The organism is Nitrospinota bacterium (assembly GCA_035528715.1).
Taxonomy (GTDB): Bacteria; JADFOP01; JADFOP01; order DATKYB01; family DATKYB01; genus DATKYB01.
This window is the reverse complement of record DATKYB010000145.1, coordinates 1-16,650: the sequence shown is the minus strand read 5'-3', so window position 1 is coordinate 16,650 and position 16,650 is coordinate 1. Positions and strand designations below refer to the sequence as shown.

Below are 16,650 nucleotides of genomic sequence, written 5' to 3'. Positions count from 1 at the left end.
AGATTTTTTCCCTATCAACTTACAATACCAGAAACTTTGACCTCCTCCACTCTATCCATAGAAGTTTCCGTTAATGTGAATGAGGCTTCAAAATCTTTTTGAGTATTTGGGCAATTAAATGTACGTGTTAGTTTCTTCTCACTTGGTTTTTCAAGGAGTTCATTTTCAGTCATCATCCCCATTATTAAACATCTTGTAACTTCAAGTTTGTATGAATGTGTTTTATGACATTCTGGACAGGACCCGATCTTGATGACTTCATCAATCTTATTCATATCGATACTCTCCTCTTTTGTGAAATCAAAAAAATAATTAAATATATACTTAGAATATGAAATGTCAATAATATTTTTAGATTTAAGGGAGGACCCCGTCAATACAATTTTGCGGTTTTTAGATAAATTAAAAATAGAGGCACTCTCTTAGCTAGAACCGATGAGAAAATAAGGAAACTTTTCTGATGATTACTTGAATGGAAAGCCCTTCTTAAATATATCTTTTGTCTTATCAAGTATCTCCTTTGTTGTTTCTTCAGTCCTTTGTTTTATATCTTTGCCAGCATCTAAGAATTTATCAACTTTTATTTCTTTTTTGATCATCCCGGAAACATCTTTGACCAACGGACCGATGTTAAAATTGGCAAGACTGGCAATAGTGGTATTCATAAGAGCCTTGACCACAATCAACCTGACCAGAGAATTTAGGTCTGTTATGTTTTCATATTTCTCGTCAAGGTTGATGTTGAATTCTCTAACAGAGGGGGTTTCTTTTTTATAATAGTCTTTATAGATAACCTTTCCAATTTTAAGTTCCAGTCTATCTATGTGCATCTCTGGAGCTTTTTCTTTTTTCTTTTCTTTGGGTTTTTCAACCTCCTTTTTTGTTTCGATTGGCTTCAAAGAATTCAAGTTGAGCTGACCTTTGTCATTTTTAACCACTGTAAATTCCTTGAGGTTCATGCGCACTTTTTCCAGATATATTTTTCTTTTCATCATGGCTGAGAGGTTATAGTCGACAAAAATTTCTGGCATATAAAACATTATTTTGTCTTTATATCCAGCGGGATTAAAAAGTTTAAGGTTTTTAATTCCTACAAAGGTTTTGATGATGCCGATGTTAAAACTTTCCGTTTTTAGCTTAAGACCTGTGACCTGCTCTACCCCCCTCTCAACAGCTATTTTGGCAATCATATTTTTCCCTAACAGGAGGATTAAAAATAGTGCCAATATGACAATTACGATACCGAAAATGAGCTTTTTCATATAAAATGAACCCTCCTTTAAATTTATTGAAGTGATTTCAACTCAGATATCTTCTATCAAAAAGAAAGGATTGAGTCAATAGGTATTTGCGGTCTTTAGGTGCTCCACTGGCAATTTTTATAAGGGTTTGATATGAGGGATGGTTTATGTAGCTTTCTTGCTTGATATATATTCTCTGATAAAAGATTGGAGAAGATAATCGCCCAGAATTTCTACAGCAATATGATGCTCTTTTTCCTTCTTCTTCTCACAACGCACAATTTTGCCAGCAAGGTATATCATCGAACCTAATGACGATAAGGTGATACCCAGATAGATTATCGAGTCTTTTGGATAGGATTTGTCAGAGACAAATTTTACTCCTAAAGGAGAAATATCACAGATTCTTCCTACGAAATCTGCTTTGTTCTGTACATTTTTCAAATAAACATTAACTGTCATACATCCTAAAGTCGCTCTTTTTTCTCTTCGTCTCTCTTTTTGTTCTATTGTCTTCATTTTTAAAATACCTCTCAATCAAAGATTGGTTGTGATGGGCACAGCAAAAAATAAAGAGGAACTTTTTAATCAGATTGAAATTTTTGTTTGATTATCTTGCCAGGTGTTCATCTTGCTAAGTCATAATGCTCATATATTCTAATATTAAAGATTGCTGACAATAATTTTCATCGAATTCTAAGGCAATATGGTGCTTCTTAGCACTTTTCTGTTCGCATCTTACTACCCTGGCAGGAATATAGATAAGAGAATCATCATTCGGTAATAAAAGACCAATATAAATCTTCGATTTCATTGTTTGGGGCTTGTTAGAAATAAATTTAACCCCCAAAGTAGAAAGATCACAGATTTTTCCTTTATATTCTTTTAGATATTGTTCATCTTTGCGAAATACATCTAAAAAAGCATCATTCATTTTTTTTCTTGGTGCCCGACGCCTTTCTTTCTGCTTTATTGTTTCCATTTTTAAATAACCTCCCCAATAAAAGTTTTCTATTTTATCGACAATATTTTGTCAACACTTAATATGATTATAAGGATTCTTAACGAAAACCTTCAATATCACCATCATTTGAAATAATATACTTATCCCGCTTTTTCATCAATTTGATAAAATCATCAATTATAGATTGTTGAATAGAATCTTCCTTAAGCTCCACAGCAATATAGTACCCCTCGTTACCTATCTGTTCACAGCGGACTACCCTGCCAGGAATCTCTATAAAAGAATCATCGCTCGATAGATCATTATTGGGTAGCAAAAGCCTTACATAAACCTTTGAGTTAGGCTTGTAGGGTTCGAAAGAAGTAAATTTAACTCCTACAGTAGAAATATTAAAGACTTTTCCTCTAAAGACATCTTCGCTTACTACCTTTTCTGGACATACATCAACCATGGCGTAGTCTAAATTGATTCTTGGTGCTCGACGCCTCTCTATTTCTCCCATCGCTTCCCTAAAAATAAATTATTAATCAAAGATTCAATATCTTATCGGCAATCGCTTCTGTGAACTTTAATAAAGTGACGGTGAGAAGGTGTTTTAAGGGTTTGATTTTAGGTCTTTTTGATGTAACTTTCCTGTCCTTAGAAAGCAAAATAACCAGAGAAGGCATCCCAGAAAAAGCAAAAATGACAAAATCCAAATAGCAGATATTCCCTCGCCAAAAAACCATAAAAGAGAAGAAAGAAGAAACACAAAAAAGATTTTTGCACATAAATAATATCTTGATATAAGAGTAAAGAAATGATAGCATAACCCGCCTTCGATTTTTTAAAAACGCTGAAATGGTATCCATCTCTTCATTGAGGGAATGCCTTCAAGAAAGGGGGTTAACGGATGGGAAAACGGCATATGTTTTTTCATTTTTTAATCTTTCTGAGTCTGGCAACTGCGGTCTTTTTGGGTGTGAAATCGCTTCAGGCCATCGTAGGGGGCGGAGATATTACATACAGTGACACCAAAAATCTTGCACCTGTTATCTTCAGCCATGAAAGCCATCAAAAGGCTAAACTTCAATGCACCGACTGCCATACAAAGATTTTCGAGATGAAGAAGGGGGCTGCAAAAAAGGATAACAAAGATGCCTTAGCCATGAAGAATCTCAAAGAGGGGAAATACTGCGGGGCATGCCATAACGGCAAGAAGGCTTTTACCGTGGACGGAGATTGCACCAAGTGCCACAAAAGCAAATAAAAAACCGGCTACAATAGGTCATTTCCCAGGAAACTTTTGTTAATATTTCAGTTGGTTTGATCTCGACGTTTTCGATGCAGAGTTTAGATAATCCAAACAAGCCCGAGCACTGCCACCCTGCACATCTGTTGCAACAAATCTATCACCAGATAACAGACCGGCTGACTTTTTTCTGAGTAATACCGCTCAGCTCCCCAAGGGCTGGCTCGACACCCCTTCCCCATATAATTTTTTTGCTCATATTGCGGCTGGGGTATTTTCTGCCATCTTTTTTAAAGTGCTAAAATGGCAATTTTTATAAGGGCTTGATTTTGGTTTTAAGCGCCGAAGAAACAGGTCAAGGTTTCAAACATAAATGGGCATTCAAATTTTTATTGACATGTTATAGTTTATATAATACGTTTTGAGTTTGTGTGAGGATATTTTTGATCTCCTCTCAGGGTTATTCAAAAAGACAAAAGCTAACACCTAAGAATCAGATTAAAGCTTATAGGAAAATCATATTTTTCAACTCAGGTAAGGCAACTCCATAACATGATGGGTTGTTTAAAGGATCACAATAAATTCGAAAGGAGAGCCTATGTATAGGATAGCGGTTATCCCCGGAGACGGAATCGGCAAAGAGGTGATGCCAGAAAGCATAAGGGTTCTCGAAGCTGTCGGCAAAAGATTTGGTATTAAGTTCGAATGGCAAAGTTTCCCGTGGGGATGTGAGTATTACATGTCGAAGGGTGAGATGATGCCAAAAAATGGTCTGGATATTTTAAAAAATTTTGATGCCATTCTTTTAGGAGCTGTTGGTTTTCCAGGAGTTCCAGACCACGTATCATTATGGGGACTGCTCATTCCAATAAGGCGTACTTTTCAGCAATATGTAAACCTAAGACCTGTTAGACTCCTAAAGGGCATAACGAGTCCCTTGAGGGACAAAAAGGAGAGTGATATAGATTTTTACGTTGTAAGGGAAAATAACGAAGGAGAATACTCTAATGTCGGCGGAATGATGTACCCCGGGACTGAGCAGGAGATGGTTATTCAGGAGTCTATCTTTACCCGCCGGGGTGTTGAGAAGGTTATGAGATTTTCCTTTGAATTGACCAAAACTCGAACCCATAAACACCTTACCTCGGCTACCAAATCGAATGGAATTATCTATACCATGCCCTACTGGGATAAAATATTTAAAGAGCTTTCCAAAGAATATCCTGAAGTGAAAACCGATCAGTATCATATTGACGGACTTACCACCAAACTCGTTCTCGAGCCAGAGCGTTTTGACGTCATTGTTGCAAGTAATCTGCTTGGCGATATTATTTCAGACCTTGGTCCAGCACTAGCGGGAAGTTTGGGTATTGCCCCGTCTGCAAACCTGAATCCTGAAAAGGATTACCCTTCGATGTTTGAGCCGGTGCACGGTTCTGCTCCAGATATCTTTGGAAAGGGAATAGCAAATCCAATAGGACAGATATGGTCTGGGGCTATGATGCTTGATCATCTCGGGCACGCAGAAGCAGCAAGTGTTATTGAAGAGTCTTTTGAAAAGGTTATTGCCGATAAAAATAAAAGAACCCCTGACCTTGGAGGAAAGGCAACAACCGAAGAGATTGGCAGGGCTATCGCAGAAACCGTTTCTGTTTCTTAAGGTAAAAGGCAAGGTGAAAAAATGAAAATAGCAAAAGTTGAGGCCATTCCTATAAAGCAAGAGCTGAAGGAACCCTTTGGAAATGCCCAAGGCTGGACAACTGCAAGACAATACCTTATCGTTAAAATTACGGCTGATGACGGTTCTTTTGGGTATGGAGAGTGTTGGGGACCTGTGGCGGGAAACCATCAGGTCGTCGAGAAGATAATAGCTCCCATGCTTGTGGGAGAAGACCCTCATAACAACGCTGTTCTCTGGGAGAAAATCCAGTTTAAGCTTCGCTGGGCCTATCATTCTTTCTCTCCATATTCAGCCCTCAGCGGTGTTGATATTGCCCTTTGGGATCTCAAAGGCAAATTGATGGAAGCCCCCATAAGCACACTCCTTGGAGGGAAGTTCCGCAATAAGGTTTTCGCTTATGCCACGGGACATTATTTCAGAAAAGTAGAAACATTGAAGCAGCAAATAGCCATCATTACTGAAGAGGCACAGACCCATCTGTCAAAGGGTTTCCATATGCTAAAGTTAAAAATCGGCCTTTCCCTTCTTGGATGGGGGCATAAAGAAGATATTCAATTGATCGAGGCATTTAGAGATACAGTGGGTGATAACATAGAATTCATGGTCGATGCGAACTGCGCCTATGCCATTCCAGAGGCTCTCATGGTGGGACGCGCCTGTGAGCGACTCGGCGTATACTGGTTTGAAGAACCCCTCCCTCCCCATGATTATGATGGTTACTCTTTTCTCAGCGCCAAACTTGATGTGCCTGTTGCGGGTGGCGAAGGCTGGGCCATGCTGAGCGAATTCCACGAGGTTTTCAAACGACGAGCTGTGAGTTATGCCCAACCTGATGTGTGCTCTGCTGGTGGAATAACAGAGGTTCTAAGAATAGCATCTCTTGCGAGGGCATTGAATATCGATTGCATACCTCATGTTTGGGGAACGCCCATAGCGATTGCCGCTTCCCTCCATGTTCTCGCTAGCATACCGGGGAAGGCCTTACTGGAATTTGACCAATCAGATAATCCAATCAGGGAGCATCTTTTGGAAGAGCCTTTTAGGGTTGATAAGGGATATGTTTCGGTACCCACTGAACCCGGGCTTGGGATAAAGATTAATGAAGAAATGTTAGAAAAATTCAGAACTGACAAATAGATGGAAAGGAGGTGAGAGGTTAATAAGCGCTGACTCTCTTTTAGTTCTGGAGTGGTAATATGAATTTGAAAAGGAGGAGTGAAATGAAAAGGCTTTCTTTCTTAGTTCCATTTTTCACAATACTGGTAGTAATAATCTTTTCAGCGGCGGTTTTTGCAGCATACCCAGACAAACCCATTACCTATGTTATCTGCTTCAATCCTGGTGGAGAATCTGATATCACCGCCCGCATTCAGCAACAACCCCTTGAAAAAGTCTTAGGAGTCCCCGTTGTCATTGTCTACAAAAAAGGCGGTGGTGGCGCTGTGGGATGGTCTGAGATGATGCGGACCAAACCAGACGGCTATACCATCTATGGGACTAACATACCTCATACGATTGTCCAGCCCATGACACGGGGGAAAGCTGGATACCAAACCAAGAAGATCAATAATGTATATTTTTTCGAATTCACGCCCGACATATTGGCTGTTCAAAAGGACAGTCCCATTAAGACACTGAAAGACTTTATCGAGTATGCCAAAAAGCGTCCTAAACTCTCCATCGGTGGTAGCGGACAGCCTTCTGCGAACAGCCTTGGTGCTGAAAGGTTTGCACAGGTTACTAATCTCAAGCTCACATATATTTCCTTTACGGGATCTGGAGCTGCTGTTCCCGCCCTGTTGGGTGGCCATGTGGAGGCTCTGATGACCTACACGAGCATGGCAGCGCAGTATCCGGATAAGATACGAGCCATAGCTATAGCCGCTGAAAAAAGAGTCAAGGCACTACCCGATGTGCCAACATTCAAGGAATTAGGTTATGATTATATCGAAGGAGCGTATCGGGGCGTAGCCGTTCCTCCTGGAACCCCAAAAAATGTGCGAGATGTACTTGAGAAAGCATTCGAGAAAGTCAATTATGATCCCGTTGTGATTAAAAAAATGGAGGATCTGGGTTTCATTATGGAATATTATGGTGAGGCCAAGTCCAAGAAGCTGGTTGAAAAACTGAGCGTATACTACGAGCAACTTTTAAAAGATTTGGGTTTACTGAAAAAATAATGAGATAGGACACCAAAGACGTGTTAGATTCTCTTGCAATTGGCTTGCAGCATATATTTACAATCAAAGTTCTTTTGATGATCGTTGCCGGCCTTTTCGGCGGTTTGATCACAGGAGCATTGCCAGGGCTGACCGCTACCATGGCGGTAGCCCTGCTTGTCCCTTTCACTTTTGCAATGGATCCCACAGAGGGGCTTATTGTGCTCGGGGCTATTTACATGGCCTGTATTTATGGAGGTTCCTTTTCGGCCATTCTCGTTAATACACCGGGAACCCCCTCATCGATTGGAACCACTTTTGACGGATATCCCATGGCCAAGAAGGGTGAAGGAGAAAGGGCCATTCTTATAGCTACCTTTGCATCAGTTTATGGCGGAATTATTGGCGTGATTTTTTTGCTTTTTCTCTCCCCACCCCTGGCCAGTGTCGCTCTCAAATTCGGTCCCCCCGAATACTTTTGGATGGCGATTTTTGGAGTTACCATTATTGCTTCCCTTGCATCCAAAAACGTCATCAAGGGCTTTGTCGGAGGGGCAATCGGCCTTTTGATCAGCACCATAGGCATTGCTCCCATTGGTGGAGATGTGCGATTTACGGCCGGTTTTCCCGAGCTTCAAGGTGGTATCGAACTGATCGTGGCGCTCATCGGCTTTTTCTGTATTCCCGAAGCCCTGACAATGATCGGCCAGCGAGATAAGAAATATCATCTGGCAGAGACCGGAAAGGTAAGGGGAATTTTCTTTAAGACATTCAAAGAGGTAATGAAGAAGCAGGGGAATCTCTTCAGATCATCGGTTTTGGGAACGTTTATCGGTATTCTTCCTGGAGCCGGAGGAAATATTGCCAATCTTGTTGCCTACAATGAGGCCGTGAGGGTTTCAAAAAACCCGGAAAGATTTGGCACGGGAATCCCTGACGGTATTATTGCTACTGAATCCTCCAATAATGCGGTTGTAGGCGGCGGAATGATTCCGCTGATTACTCTTGGGATCCCAGGAGCGCCGCCAGATGCGGTCCTCTATGGAGTCCTTTTATTGCATGGTCTCAGGCCAGGGCCGGAACTCTTCACGACCCACTCAAAAGTGATTTACACCTTTATTCTTTCTCTTTTTGTCGCCACTATACTTATGCTCCCTGTAGGCGTAATCTGCGGAAGGCTCTTACACCGAACCGTGGTCCGGCTCCCTATCCGTTTTCTTGCACCTATCATATTTTTCCTAACCATTATTGGTTCATACTCCATTCGAAACAATATCATGGATGTTTATATTATGCTGACCCTTGGTGTGCTCGGTTATATATTGAAACGACTTGAATTCCATCCGGGGCCAATCGTCCTCGGTTTGATTTTAGGACCTATCGGAGAAATGGGGTTCGTACAGGCCCTTTTGATGGGGCAGATGTTGCCCAATAAATGGATGATCTTTTTTAACCGACCCCTCTCATGGGCACTGATCATCATGTCTTTGCTTTCGCTTTTCTGGCCCCTAGTAGCTAAAAGGTTAGCCAAGGGATGGAAGATAAAGGAGGTCTGATAGCATGACAAAAATTGATCGAATCTCAGCAACTGCCTTCATCTTGATTGCCCTGGTTTTTTGGTCTCAGACAGGGCATCTGCAATACAATGGTTACATATTTCCTCGGTTTATTATTATTATGTTTGCCGTGTTTTCTGTTATCATGTTCATCCAGCCCTCTTTTGTAAAAGAGGGCAAGAAAGAGCAAACAGACATAAAGGATAATTTAAAATACATAACTGTGGTAATCGCTTTGGCCCTTTTGTGGATCGGTCTTTTAGATGTCCTGGGATTTATTGTATCGAGCGTTGTCTCTTTAACAATACTAACAACCATTCTCGAACACCACCCCCCAGCATTGGCGAGGATGACATTTACCACTGCGGTATATATATTACTCCTTATTGTTTTCTGGTTTATCTTCCACAAATTATTGTTGGTCCCTTTACCAACAGGGTATTTTATCTGATCAGTAAAGAGAAAAAACTCATTCATTCACTATTTTCAACATCTTTTCGGTCGTCTTTAATCCATGTCCTGTAAATACAGAAACAATCATTTCACCAGAATCTGAGTCTTGTAAGTATTTTCCTATGCCTGCAGTTGTTGAAGCAGAGGTAGGTTCAATATAATATCCTTTTTTACAAACCTCTTTTAATGACTCTTTGATTTCAGAATCATCAACTACAATAAAGTCCCCTTTAGTCTTTTTAACCGCTTCAATGATCTGTTTCCCTCTAATCGGCTCAGCCACAGCGATTCCCTCAGCGAGGGTATCTTTTTTATCTATTTTCGGAATCTCTTCTAAATTTTCTTTGAAAGCCCTGTATAATGGGGCGCAATTTTCTGATTGAACGGCAATGATTTTAGGTATTTTATCAGCAATCCCAGCATTCAAAAGCTCATTAAACCCAATGTATGCTCCCAATAAGAGGGTCCCATTTCCCACAGGCAAGATAATGGTATCAGGGGATTTCCAGTCAAGCTGTTCACAGACCTCAAATGCAAATGTCTTTGTTCCCTGAAAGAAGAAGGGGTTCCAGGAATGGCTTGCATAGTAGCTCTTTTCTGCTGCCTTTATGGCTCTTCGGGCTGTATCCTCTCGCGTTCCAGAAATCCTGTTTAACCTTGCGCCGTAAAGTTGTATTTGTGCCACCTTTCCAGGAGTTACCTCCTTTGGAACAAAGATCTCACAATCAATCTTCGCTCTTGCACAGTAAGCAGCGATTGCAGCACCAGCATTACCTGAGGAATCCTCAACAACCTTTCTTATCCCTATTTCTTTAACCTTACTTATCAGAACCGAAGCACCCCTGTCCTTATAGGATCCGGTTGGGAAGAGGTGGTCCTGTTTAATGAAAACAGATTGGCCATAAAAATCTATTTCAACTAAAGGGGTAAAACCTTCATCAAAAGAGACGATATTTGCATCATCCTCAAGTGGAATTGCTTCTCTGTAGCGCCACAAGGTTGGCTTTCTTTTTTTGATTTTCTCTAAATCAAAAACTGGCTTAAATTCAATATTCAAAAGGGCACCGCAGTCGCATCTCCACTTTGAATCATTCATTAAATAAGTCGCCTTACATTTCTTGCAGATAAGCTGGTTCATGGGTTTTCACCAATAAACTGATGAGAGATAAAACGAACCTCTCTTCATAGTATAGAACTAAAAAGTGTTGATGACAACAGAAACATAATTCAGGAAAGGTTTTGCAACTAAGGATTGATAGATGATTATAATTCTTTTGAAATTCTTCTCATGTTATCTCTTTATCAGTATAAGGGAGGTATCTCGGTTCCCACATCTTGTCTTCTATTATCTTCATCATCTCTTTTTCTGATAACCAGGGTGCATTTCTTCCCTTAACCGCTTCTTTAGCTACATTATAAGCCACCATTTTTGAGATCTCTCTTAACCTTTTCATCTGGGGATAGACATAGCCATCCCTTAGGTCTCTTTCCGATACCTGATCGCAGACAGCATATGCCGCAGAGGTTATCATATCATCTGTTACTTCTTTTGCCTTTGAAACGATGCTTCCCAGCCCTATGCCTGGGAATACAAAAACATTGTTCCCCTGTCCGATCCTGAAGGATCTTGAACCGTATTTGACTTTGGGAAAAGGGCTTCCCGTGGCAACAATGGCCTTTCCGTTGCTCCAGTTGTAAATGTCCTGAGGATCTGCCTCTGTTTTTGAAGTGGGATTGGAAAGGGCAAAGATAATGGGTCTTATCGTGTTCTTTGACATTATCTCTATGACTTCCTTTGTGAAAGCCCCTGGCTCGCCGGAGGTTCCAATGAGAACGGTTGCTCTCGTATTTTTCACAACCTCATCTAATGTTATTTTTGTCGGATCTTTTATTGTCCAATTCGAAATGACTTCTTGCTCCTTTGCAAAAGGCTTTTTATAATCCTCCAGTCCCGCTCTTTCTTTGGTTATCAGCCCGAAGGGATCCATGGCATAGATGCGATAAGCCGCTTCTTTTTCTGAATGTCCCTCTTTCATAAGGGAGTTGAGTATCTGTGTTCCTATTCCTATGCCGCCGGCCCCGGCGCCGTAAAGAACAAAGACCTGGTCTGTTAGTCTTCCTCCTTTTATTTTCAGAGCAGCCAGAATGCCGCTGAGAATGACAGCACCTGTTCCCTGAATGTCGTCGTTAAAGGAAGGAATCTTTTCCCGATAGCGGTTGAGGATGGTAAAGGCGTTCTGCCGGCTCAAATCCTCCCACTGGATCATGGCATTGGGGCAGTTTCGTTTTACTCCTTCGACAAAGAGGTCGATAAACTCAAAATACTTATCTCCCCGAAGCCTTTCATGTCTTGACCCCAGATAGAGGGGATCAGTCAAAAGTTCCTGATTATTGGTTCCCACATCCAGGGTTACGGGAAGGGTTTTAGAGGGATGAATGCCCGCTCCGGCCACATAGAGGGAGAGTTTTCCTATGGGAATCCCCATTCCTCCGATACCAAGGTCTCCGAGACCGAGTATCCCCTCGTTATCGGTTGCAACGATGATTTCGATGTCCTTCCTCTGGATATATTTAAACATGTTGTCTATACAGTGGATATTATTCGGGGTGATACAAAACCCCCTCTCTTTTCTGAAGATGTGGCTGTACTGCCGGCAGGCATCCCCGACAGTCGGGGTGTATATGATCGGAATAACCTTTTCTAGATTTCTTTTAAAAAAGGCGTAAAAGAGGGTTTCGTTCCTGTCCTGTAAGGCCCGAAGAGCTATATATTTCGTTATCGGGGTCTTTTCCCTTTTGTAATTTTCTTTTACCCTTAACAGCTGTTCCTCCATGTTGGAGATATACGGAGGAAGAAATCCTGCAAGCTCAAATTTCTCCCTCTCCGCCCTTGAAAAGGCGCTTCCCTTATTGAGTATAGGGTTTTTCAGCAGAGGAATGCCCTTTTCAGTAATATAGATAACGTCGTTTCCCTCTTTATCCTTTAAAATCTTATAAGAACTCATTTTTATTCTCCAGAACAAAGTAATTTTTTTTCTAAAGATATGAGTATAATGCCATTATTATCCATTATTATCCATTATTATCCATTTAAATCAAAATAATTTTTGAAAAAAAAGAAACTTTTTCATTCATCCAGCAGGGTTTGATTTTAGGTGTGGTTGATATAACTTTCCTCTCTTTAGAAGGCAAAGCTAACAAAGAAGGGCACCCCAAGATTTTTCCTTGCGGAAAAATTTCAAAAAAAAATCTGAAGGGGGTTCGTGATATTCTCTATCACAATTTCATGACATCATTAAAAAAGAATTTGAATCCTTACACACGGGGCTCTTAGGGGTAGAGGGTTTCTTCAGGTATTCATCTGGGAGTGGGTATAGACTTTTTGATTCTAAGGATGGGTTTTTCCTGCTTGGTAACAACAGCTATCCCTGATTCGGTTACTTCGATCTCTACTCTCTTGGTAACAACTGTTATCCCTGATTCGGTTACATGGTAGTGCTTTTTATCATATTCGGGGGCATATCCTATAATTGTATGAGAGGGAATATTGACATCCTTATCAATGATAGCCTTTCTTATCTTACAGTATCTCCCAATTTTCACACCCTCCATCAAAACAGAATCTGTTACAGAGGCATAACTGTTTATCCTGACACCTGGAGAAAGCACGCTTCTATTAACATATCCACCACTGATGATACATCCTTCAGAGACAAGGCTGTCCGTTGCCCGACCAACCCTTTTCTCTCGCTCATTGGCAAAGACAAATTTCGATGGTGGATTGTGGTTTGAAGCTGTTCTTATCGGCCACTTTTGATTATACAGATTGAATCTTGGGGTCACGCTGCAAAGATCCATATTTGTTTTCCAGTATGCGTCGATTGTCCCTATATCACACCAGTATCCCCGCTCCTTTTCTTCCATCCCAGACCAGTGGTTTTTCGTAAAATCGTATGCATAGATATGATACTCTCCAATCATCTTGGGTATAATATTGTGACCAAAATCATGAGCTGAATCTTCGTAAATATGATCCCGGTTAAGCACTTCGAGAAGCACTTCTTTGCTGAAGATATAATTCCCCATGGAGACCAAGGCCATATCCTCCCTCTTATGCATTGGCTTGGGGTTTTTGGGTTTCTCAATGAAGCCTGTTATTTGACCGTAGGGGTCAGTCTCAATCACTCCCATTTCACTTGCCTTATGAAGTGGAATGGGTACCGCAGAAATAGTAAGATCAGCACCCTTCTCGATATGATAATCCAGCATCTGCCTCACATCCATTTTATAAACGTGATCCCCTCCAAAGACAAAGATATAGTCAGGATTCTCGTTCTTTATAATGTTGATATTTTGATAGATGGCATCTGCTGTTCCAAGATACCACGACTCTCCCATACGCATCTGGGGAGGGACGATGTCTACAAAATGTTCTAATTGACTGCTCATTCTCCATCCCAGAAAGATGTGTCGGTTGAGTGAGTCTGACATGAATTGGGTTAATACCTTAATTTGATAGAATCCAGAATTTGTAAAATTGCTCAGGACAAAATCGATGAGCCTGTACCTGCCGCCAATAGGCATGGTAGGTTTGCATCTCTCCTTGCTTAAGGGATAAAGCCTTGTCCCTTTCCCTCCTGCCATGATCATCACTAAAGCCTGCACGATTTCACCCCCTTTCGATAAATGTTAATACGCAAGCATCATGGCTTCGCCATAACAAGCTAAAAAACATAGCAAGAAGTCTTTTGGTTAAATCATCAGGGAGAATGAGGCAATAAAACCTTATAAGTAACGAGAGTGGGAAATGGGGAGGTCTCTACTCAACCACAATAATGTTATTTAGTGTACCGAATGGATTGGGAACGCCGTTAGCTTCTGGTATATCCTGAACCCAAAAGCCATCCATAATCAGTTTGTATTCGTGACAGCCAGAAGATAGTTTGATCCTTTTTTCCCAGGTGCCATCCCTGTTCTTCTTCATAGGAAGTGCGTGTGTATCCCAGTTATTGAATTCACCTGCAAGATAAACCTCTGTTGCCTCTGGAGCATAAAAGCTAAATTCTGCCATTCGCCCATCTGATTTTTTACCTAACTTCCTGATGGACTCTTTCACCTTTCTAACCTTCATCTCTCTTCCCTCCTTCTATAATATGTTTAAATGTTTATTTGAGTCAGGTATCCACTATCTAATATAGAGCAATTTTTATACCAATCAAGACCCATTCAAAAAAAATGGAAAAATAAAATTAAGCAATTGATTTATAGAGAGATATTGACATTGAAAAAATGTGAGTGGATGAGAAGGGTCTCAATAATTGTCAAAATATTGACATAATATCTAATTATTTGTCAAAATTTTGAACAGAGGAGTAGTGTTAATCTGTCCCTTTTTTGCTTGTCCAAAAAAGAGACGAAAAAAGGACACCCCCTCGATTTTCTTAAACGGTATTTGCCTTTGCTCGCTTCGAGAAGCAACAAACTTGCTTTCGGCTTCAAACAGTTCCTTCTTTATTCCTCGCTTGCTTGCCAAACACCTGAAAATCGAAAGGGGAAATCAAAAAAACATCAAATTTGTCAATAGCTGGGGAGCTAACTTGATGGGGGAAATTTGGTGGGTTTAAATAAAAAAATATTTACTTTTTCTTTCCTTGACATTTTCATCCTCTTTTTTCTACTGCAAATTAAGAATAATATTTCAATATTCTATCTCTATTCTCATTCTCTTTATCACCTTTATAATAAATCTCCATAAGTTCTATACGATCTTCTTTTTCAAAATATGCATATATTACCCTAATCCCGCTTGCCGAACCTTTTCCTTTCAAAAACCTACACGCAAATTTTCGTGCCTTATAAACTTTAGGATATATTATCCCAAGGTCTGAAATTTGAACTACACCTTTATTATCTATATCTAATTTATGAAATAGATTAAGCTGTTTTTCTATAAATATCTCTAAATCTTCCTTGAGAGTGCGAAATTTTTTGGTGAGTTTCTTTAGGTCTTTTTCAAATTCAGGGAGGGATTTAACTTCATTGAATATCTTCTTCATATGATCTCACAGAGTAAATCGGAGTTCGGTAAAAAACAGATTCGTAATCTATTATTCCACCGTCTTCTGCAGTCAACCATGGAACATCGTTGTGTGAATATTCGCTTATCTGCGTTGCGTTCATATCAGAGAGCTTTACGAGGACATCGTCAATCATTTTTATTTCATTTGCTTTCAATTTGGTCAAATCAGGTTGTTTTAAAGGCAGACATTTTCTTTGTGGATATTGAAAATATTTGTCATCTATCCACATCAGTTCTTTTCTATTCACCATGTCTTCAACTATCTTAATGAATTCTTTTGGGGTAGGCCCGTAATTATTCTTAATATATGTTGCCCCTATCAATTGTTCTTCATATTTTTCATAATAATTAAAATCGATAAAATAAAGAAGCTTATACAACACTGATTCCCCTATGTTTGGCTTTGAGCCAACTTTATTAAGAATATATAGAAAAACTTCTTTAAACTTTTTCAAGTTCTTCTGAGGAACACTAATACGTATTTCTTGTCTTGTTTTAGCGAACTCCTTTTCCTTTTTGTCTAAGACCACCTTTATGTCTCTTTTTAGGTCGAGCAAAATATCTGAGCTAATATTAAATATCTTAGAAAGCTTTGCTATCTCTTCAGCAGTTATCTTTCGTTCTCCATTCTCAATCAGGGAAAGAGAAGCTCTGCCGATTTTCAACAAATCCGCCAACCGCTCTTGAGAAAATCCCACTTGTTCCCTTAGAGTTTTAATTTTTGCACCTAATTTATTATAAAAGGTGACCATTTTTAACTCCTTTTGAAGTTATTATAAATATAACATATGTCATAAAATCTGTCAAGTATATGTTATAAAATCTTACATTATTTTGAAGATGTACTCTTCTTTTTTGCAATCTTTTCTAAAAGTATGGCGGCTGGTTCATCATTTGGATCTTGTTCGACTAATTCACCTCTGAATGCTTTGGCAAGAATAGATTGGGTTAGTTCTTCGGAATGGGCTATCGCAGAATGGACGGATTTATCTATAGAATCAATAAAACTTAGAATTTTTTTAATTTTTTCTACAATGTGCTTTTGTTCCTCAAAAGGAGCTATTGGAATATTTATTTCTCTCATCTGTTTTAAATTTACCCTAGGTCTAGTTGTTCCCTTTGTTAAACTTGAAAATTGTAATTGTGCTATGAATGAATTAATTGCAAAAACAAGATATTCTCTATCGAATTCTTTTATATTTGGTCTAACTCTAACAATATCCGCTACAAATATCCCAGGTTTTTGATCTATTGGTATAATACAAGATTTTCCAAGAGGTTTTCCC

The 16,650-nt window shown here is 39.8% G+C and carries 17 protein-coding genes and 1 pseudogene; 6 read left to right on the top strand and 12 right to left on the bottom strand.

The window, feature by feature from the left end:
- Positions 1–14: 14 nt before the first annotated feature.
- The 5 genes from VMW81_10150 to VMW81_10130 all read right to left on the bottom strand — a co-directional run bounded on the left by VMW81_10150 (position 15) and on the right by VMW81_10130 (position 2,707).
- The gene (locus tag VMW81_10150; protein HUU51300.1) at positions 15–275 is read right to left on the bottom strand and encodes a hypothetical protein; all 261 of its coding nucleotides are present in this window, start codon (positions 273–275) and stop codon (positions 15–17) included.
- 189 nt (positions 276–464) lie between these two features.
- Positions 465–1,262: a hypothetical protein gene (locus tag VMW81_10145; GenBank protein HUU51299.1), complete on the bottom strand. Its 798-nt coding sequence runs from the start codon at positions 1,260–1,262 to the stop codon at positions 465–467.
- A gap of 144 nt (positions 1,263–1,406) precedes the next feature.
- Positions 1,407–1,760: a PilZ domain-containing protein gene (locus tag VMW81_10140; GenBank protein ID HUU51298.1), complete on the bottom strand. Its 354-nt coding sequence runs from the start codon at positions 1,758–1,760 to the stop codon at positions 1,407–1,409.
- 115 nt (positions 1,761–1,875) lie between these two features.
- Positions 1,876–2,223: a PilZ domain-containing protein gene (locus VMW81_10135; GenBank protein ID HUU51297.1), complete on the bottom strand. Its 348-nt coding sequence runs from the start codon at positions 2,221–2,223 to the stop codon at positions 1,876–1,878.
- A gap of 79 nt (positions 2,224–2,302) precedes the next feature.
- Positions 2,303–2,707, bottom strand: a complete 405-nt coding sequence (locus tag VMW81_10130; protein ID HUU51296.1) for a PilZ domain-containing protein — start codon at positions 2,705–2,707, stop codon at positions 2,303–2,305.
- Positions 2,708–3,097: 390 nt separating this feature from the next.
- Between VMW81_10130 and VMW81_10125 the strand changes: the two genes are divergently transcribed.
- From VMW81_10125 to VMW81_10100, 6 genes are all read left to right on the top strand, one after another.
- Positions 3,098–3,454 (top strand): cytochrome c3 family protein, encoded by a 357-nt coding sequence (locus VMW81_10125; protein HUU51295.1) that lies wholly within the window; start codon positions 3,098–3,100, stop codon positions 3,452–3,454.
- Positions 3,455–4,034: 580 nt separating this feature from the next.
- On the top strand, positions 4,035–5,096 hold the full coding sequence (locus tag VMW81_10120; GenBank protein HUU51294.1) for a tartrate dehydrogenase: 1,062 nt from the start codon (positions 4,035–4,037) through the stop codon (positions 5,094–5,096).
- A 21-nt stretch (positions 5,097–5,117) separates the two neighbouring features.
- On the top strand, positions 5,118–6,254 hold the full coding sequence (locus tag VMW81_10115) for a mandelate racemase/muconate lactonizing enzyme family protein (GenBank protein HUU51293.1): 1,137 nt from the start codon (positions 5,118–5,120) through the stop codon (positions 6,252–6,254).
- Positions 6,255–6,337: 83 nt separating this feature from the next.
- Positions 6,338–7,297, top strand: coding sequence for a tripartite tricarboxylate transporter substrate binding protein (locus VMW81_10110; protein ID HUU51292.1), 960 nt, complete (start codon positions 6,338–6,340; stop codon positions 7,295–7,297).
- Between the two features lie 20 nt (positions 7,298–7,317).
- Positions 7,318–8,832 (top strand): tripartite tricarboxylate transporter permease, encoded by a 1,515-nt coding sequence (locus VMW81_10105; GenBank protein HUU51291.1) that lies wholly within the window; start codon positions 7,318–7,320, stop codon positions 8,830–8,832.
- Positions 8,833–8,836: 4 nt separating this feature from the next.
- The gene (locus VMW81_10100) at positions 8,837–9,283 is read left to right on the top strand and encodes a tripartite tricarboxylate transporter TctB family protein (GenBank protein ID HUU51290.1); all 447 of its coding nucleotides are present in this window, start codon (positions 8,837–8,839) and stop codon (positions 9,281–9,283) included.
- Positions 9,284–9,301: 18 nt separating this feature from the next.
- Here the strand turns inward: VMW81_10100 and thrC are convergent, their stop codons facing one another.
- The 7 genes and pseudogenes from thrC to VMW81_10065 form a co-directional block, all read right to left on the bottom strand.
- Positions 9,302–10,381 carry a threonine synthase gene (thrC, locus tag VMW81_10095; GenBank protein HUU51289.1) on the bottom strand — a complete coding sequence of 360 codons (1,080 nt, stop codon included), beginning with the start codon at positions 10,379–10,381 and terminating at the stop codon, positions 9,302–9,304.
- Between the two features lie 190 nt (positions 10,382–10,571).
- Entirely contained in the window at positions 10,572–12,290 is a 1,719-nt protein-coding gene (locus VMW81_10090; GenBank protein HUU51288.1) for an NAD-dependent malic enzyme, read from the bottom strand.
- 439 nt (positions 12,291–12,729) lie between these two features.
- Positions 12,730–13,953 (bottom strand): annotated as a pseudogene (gene glgC / locus VMW81_10085) (glucose-1-phosphate adenylyltransferase).
- A 151-nt stretch (positions 13,954–14,104) separates the two neighbouring features.
- Entirely contained in the window at positions 14,105–14,416 is a 312-nt protein-coding gene (locus VMW81_10080; GenBank protein HUU51287.1) for a glycogen-binding domain-containing protein, read from the bottom strand.
- A 553-nt stretch (positions 14,417–14,969) separates the two neighbouring features.
- A complete protein-coding gene (locus VMW81_10075; GenBank protein ID HUU51286.1) occupies positions 14,970–15,341 on the bottom strand; it encodes a hypothetical protein in 372 nt (123 codons plus the stop codon).
- On the bottom strand, positions 15,322–16,116 hold the full coding sequence (locus tag VMW81_10070; GenBank protein ID HUU51285.1) for a type II toxin-antitoxin system antitoxin SocA domain-containing protein: 795 nt from the start codon (positions 16,114–16,116) through the stop codon (positions 15,322–15,324). The genes VMW81_10075 and VMW81_10070 overlap by 20 nt, the downstream gene beginning before the upstream one ends.
- A gap of 77 nt (positions 16,117–16,193) precedes the next feature.
- Positions 16,194–16,650 (bottom strand): restriction endonuclease subunit S (locus VMW81_10065; GenBank protein ID HUU51284.1); only part of this gene is annotated, 457 nt, incomplete at its 5' end.

What these genes read in the sequence shown, in the direction of transcription:
- VMW81_10135 (HUU51297.1), bottom strand. Translation starts at nt 2,223, where the DNA reads ATGGAAACAATAAAGCAGAAAGAAAGGCGTCGGGCACCAAGAAAAAAA.
- VMW81_10070 (HUU51285.1), bottom strand. Translation starts at nt 16,116, where the DNA reads ATGGTCACCTTTTATAATAAATTAGGTGCAAAAATTAAAACTCTAAGG.
- VMW81_10075 (HUU51286.1), bottom strand. Translation starts at nt 15,341, where the DNA reads ATGAAGAAGATATTCAATGAAGTTAAATCCCTCCCTGAATTTGAAAAA.
- thrC (HUU51289.1), bottom strand. Translation starts at nt 10,381, where the DNA reads ATGAATGATTCAAAGTGGAGATGCGACTGCGGTGCCCTTTTGAATATT.
- VMW81_10140 (HUU51298.1), bottom strand. Translation starts at nt 1,760, where the DNA reads ATGAAGACAATAGAACAAAAAGAGAGACGAAGAGAAAAAAGAGCGACT.
- VMW81_10110 (HUU51292.1), top strand. Translation starts at nt 6,338, where the DNA reads ATGAAAAGGCTTTCTTTCTTAGTTCCATTTTTCACAATACTGGTAGTA.
- VMW81_10130 (HUU51296.1), bottom strand. Translation starts at nt 2,707, where the DNA reads ATGGGAGAAATAGAGAGGCGTCGAGCACCAAGAATCAATTTAGACTAC.
- VMW81_10115 (HUU51293.1), top strand. Translation starts at nt 5,118, where the DNA reads ATGAAAATAGCAAAAGTTGAGGCCATTCCTATAAAGCAAGAGCTGAAG.
- VMW81_10100 (HUU51290.1), top strand. Translation starts at nt 8,837, where the DNA reads ATGACAAAAATTGATCGAATCTCAGCAACTGCCTTCATCTTGATTGCC.
- VMW81_10120 (HUU51294.1), top strand. Translation starts at nt 4,035, where the DNA reads ATGTATAGGATAGCGGTTATCCCCGGAGACGGAATCGGCAAAGAGGTG.
- VMW81_10080 (HUU51287.1), bottom strand. Translation starts at nt 14,416, where the DNA reads ATGAAGGTTAGAAAGGTGAAAGAGTCCATCAGGAAGTTAGGTAAAAAA.
- VMW81_10090 (HUU51288.1), bottom strand. Translation starts at nt 12,290, where the DNA reads ATGAGTTCTTATAAGATTTTAAAGGATAAAGAGGGAAACGACGTTATC.
- VMW81_10150 (HUU51300.1), bottom strand. Translation starts at nt 275, where the DNA reads ATGAATAAGATTGATGAAGTCATCAAGATCGGGTCCTGTCCAGAATGT.
- VMW81_10125 (HUU51295.1), top strand. Translation starts at nt 3,098, where the DNA reads ATGGGAAAACGGCATATGTTTTTTCATTTTTTAATCTTTCTGAGTCTG.
- VMW81_10145 (HUU51299.1), bottom strand. Translation starts at nt 1,262, where the DNA reads ATGAAAAAGCTCATTTTCGGTATCGTAATTGTCATATTGGCACTATTT.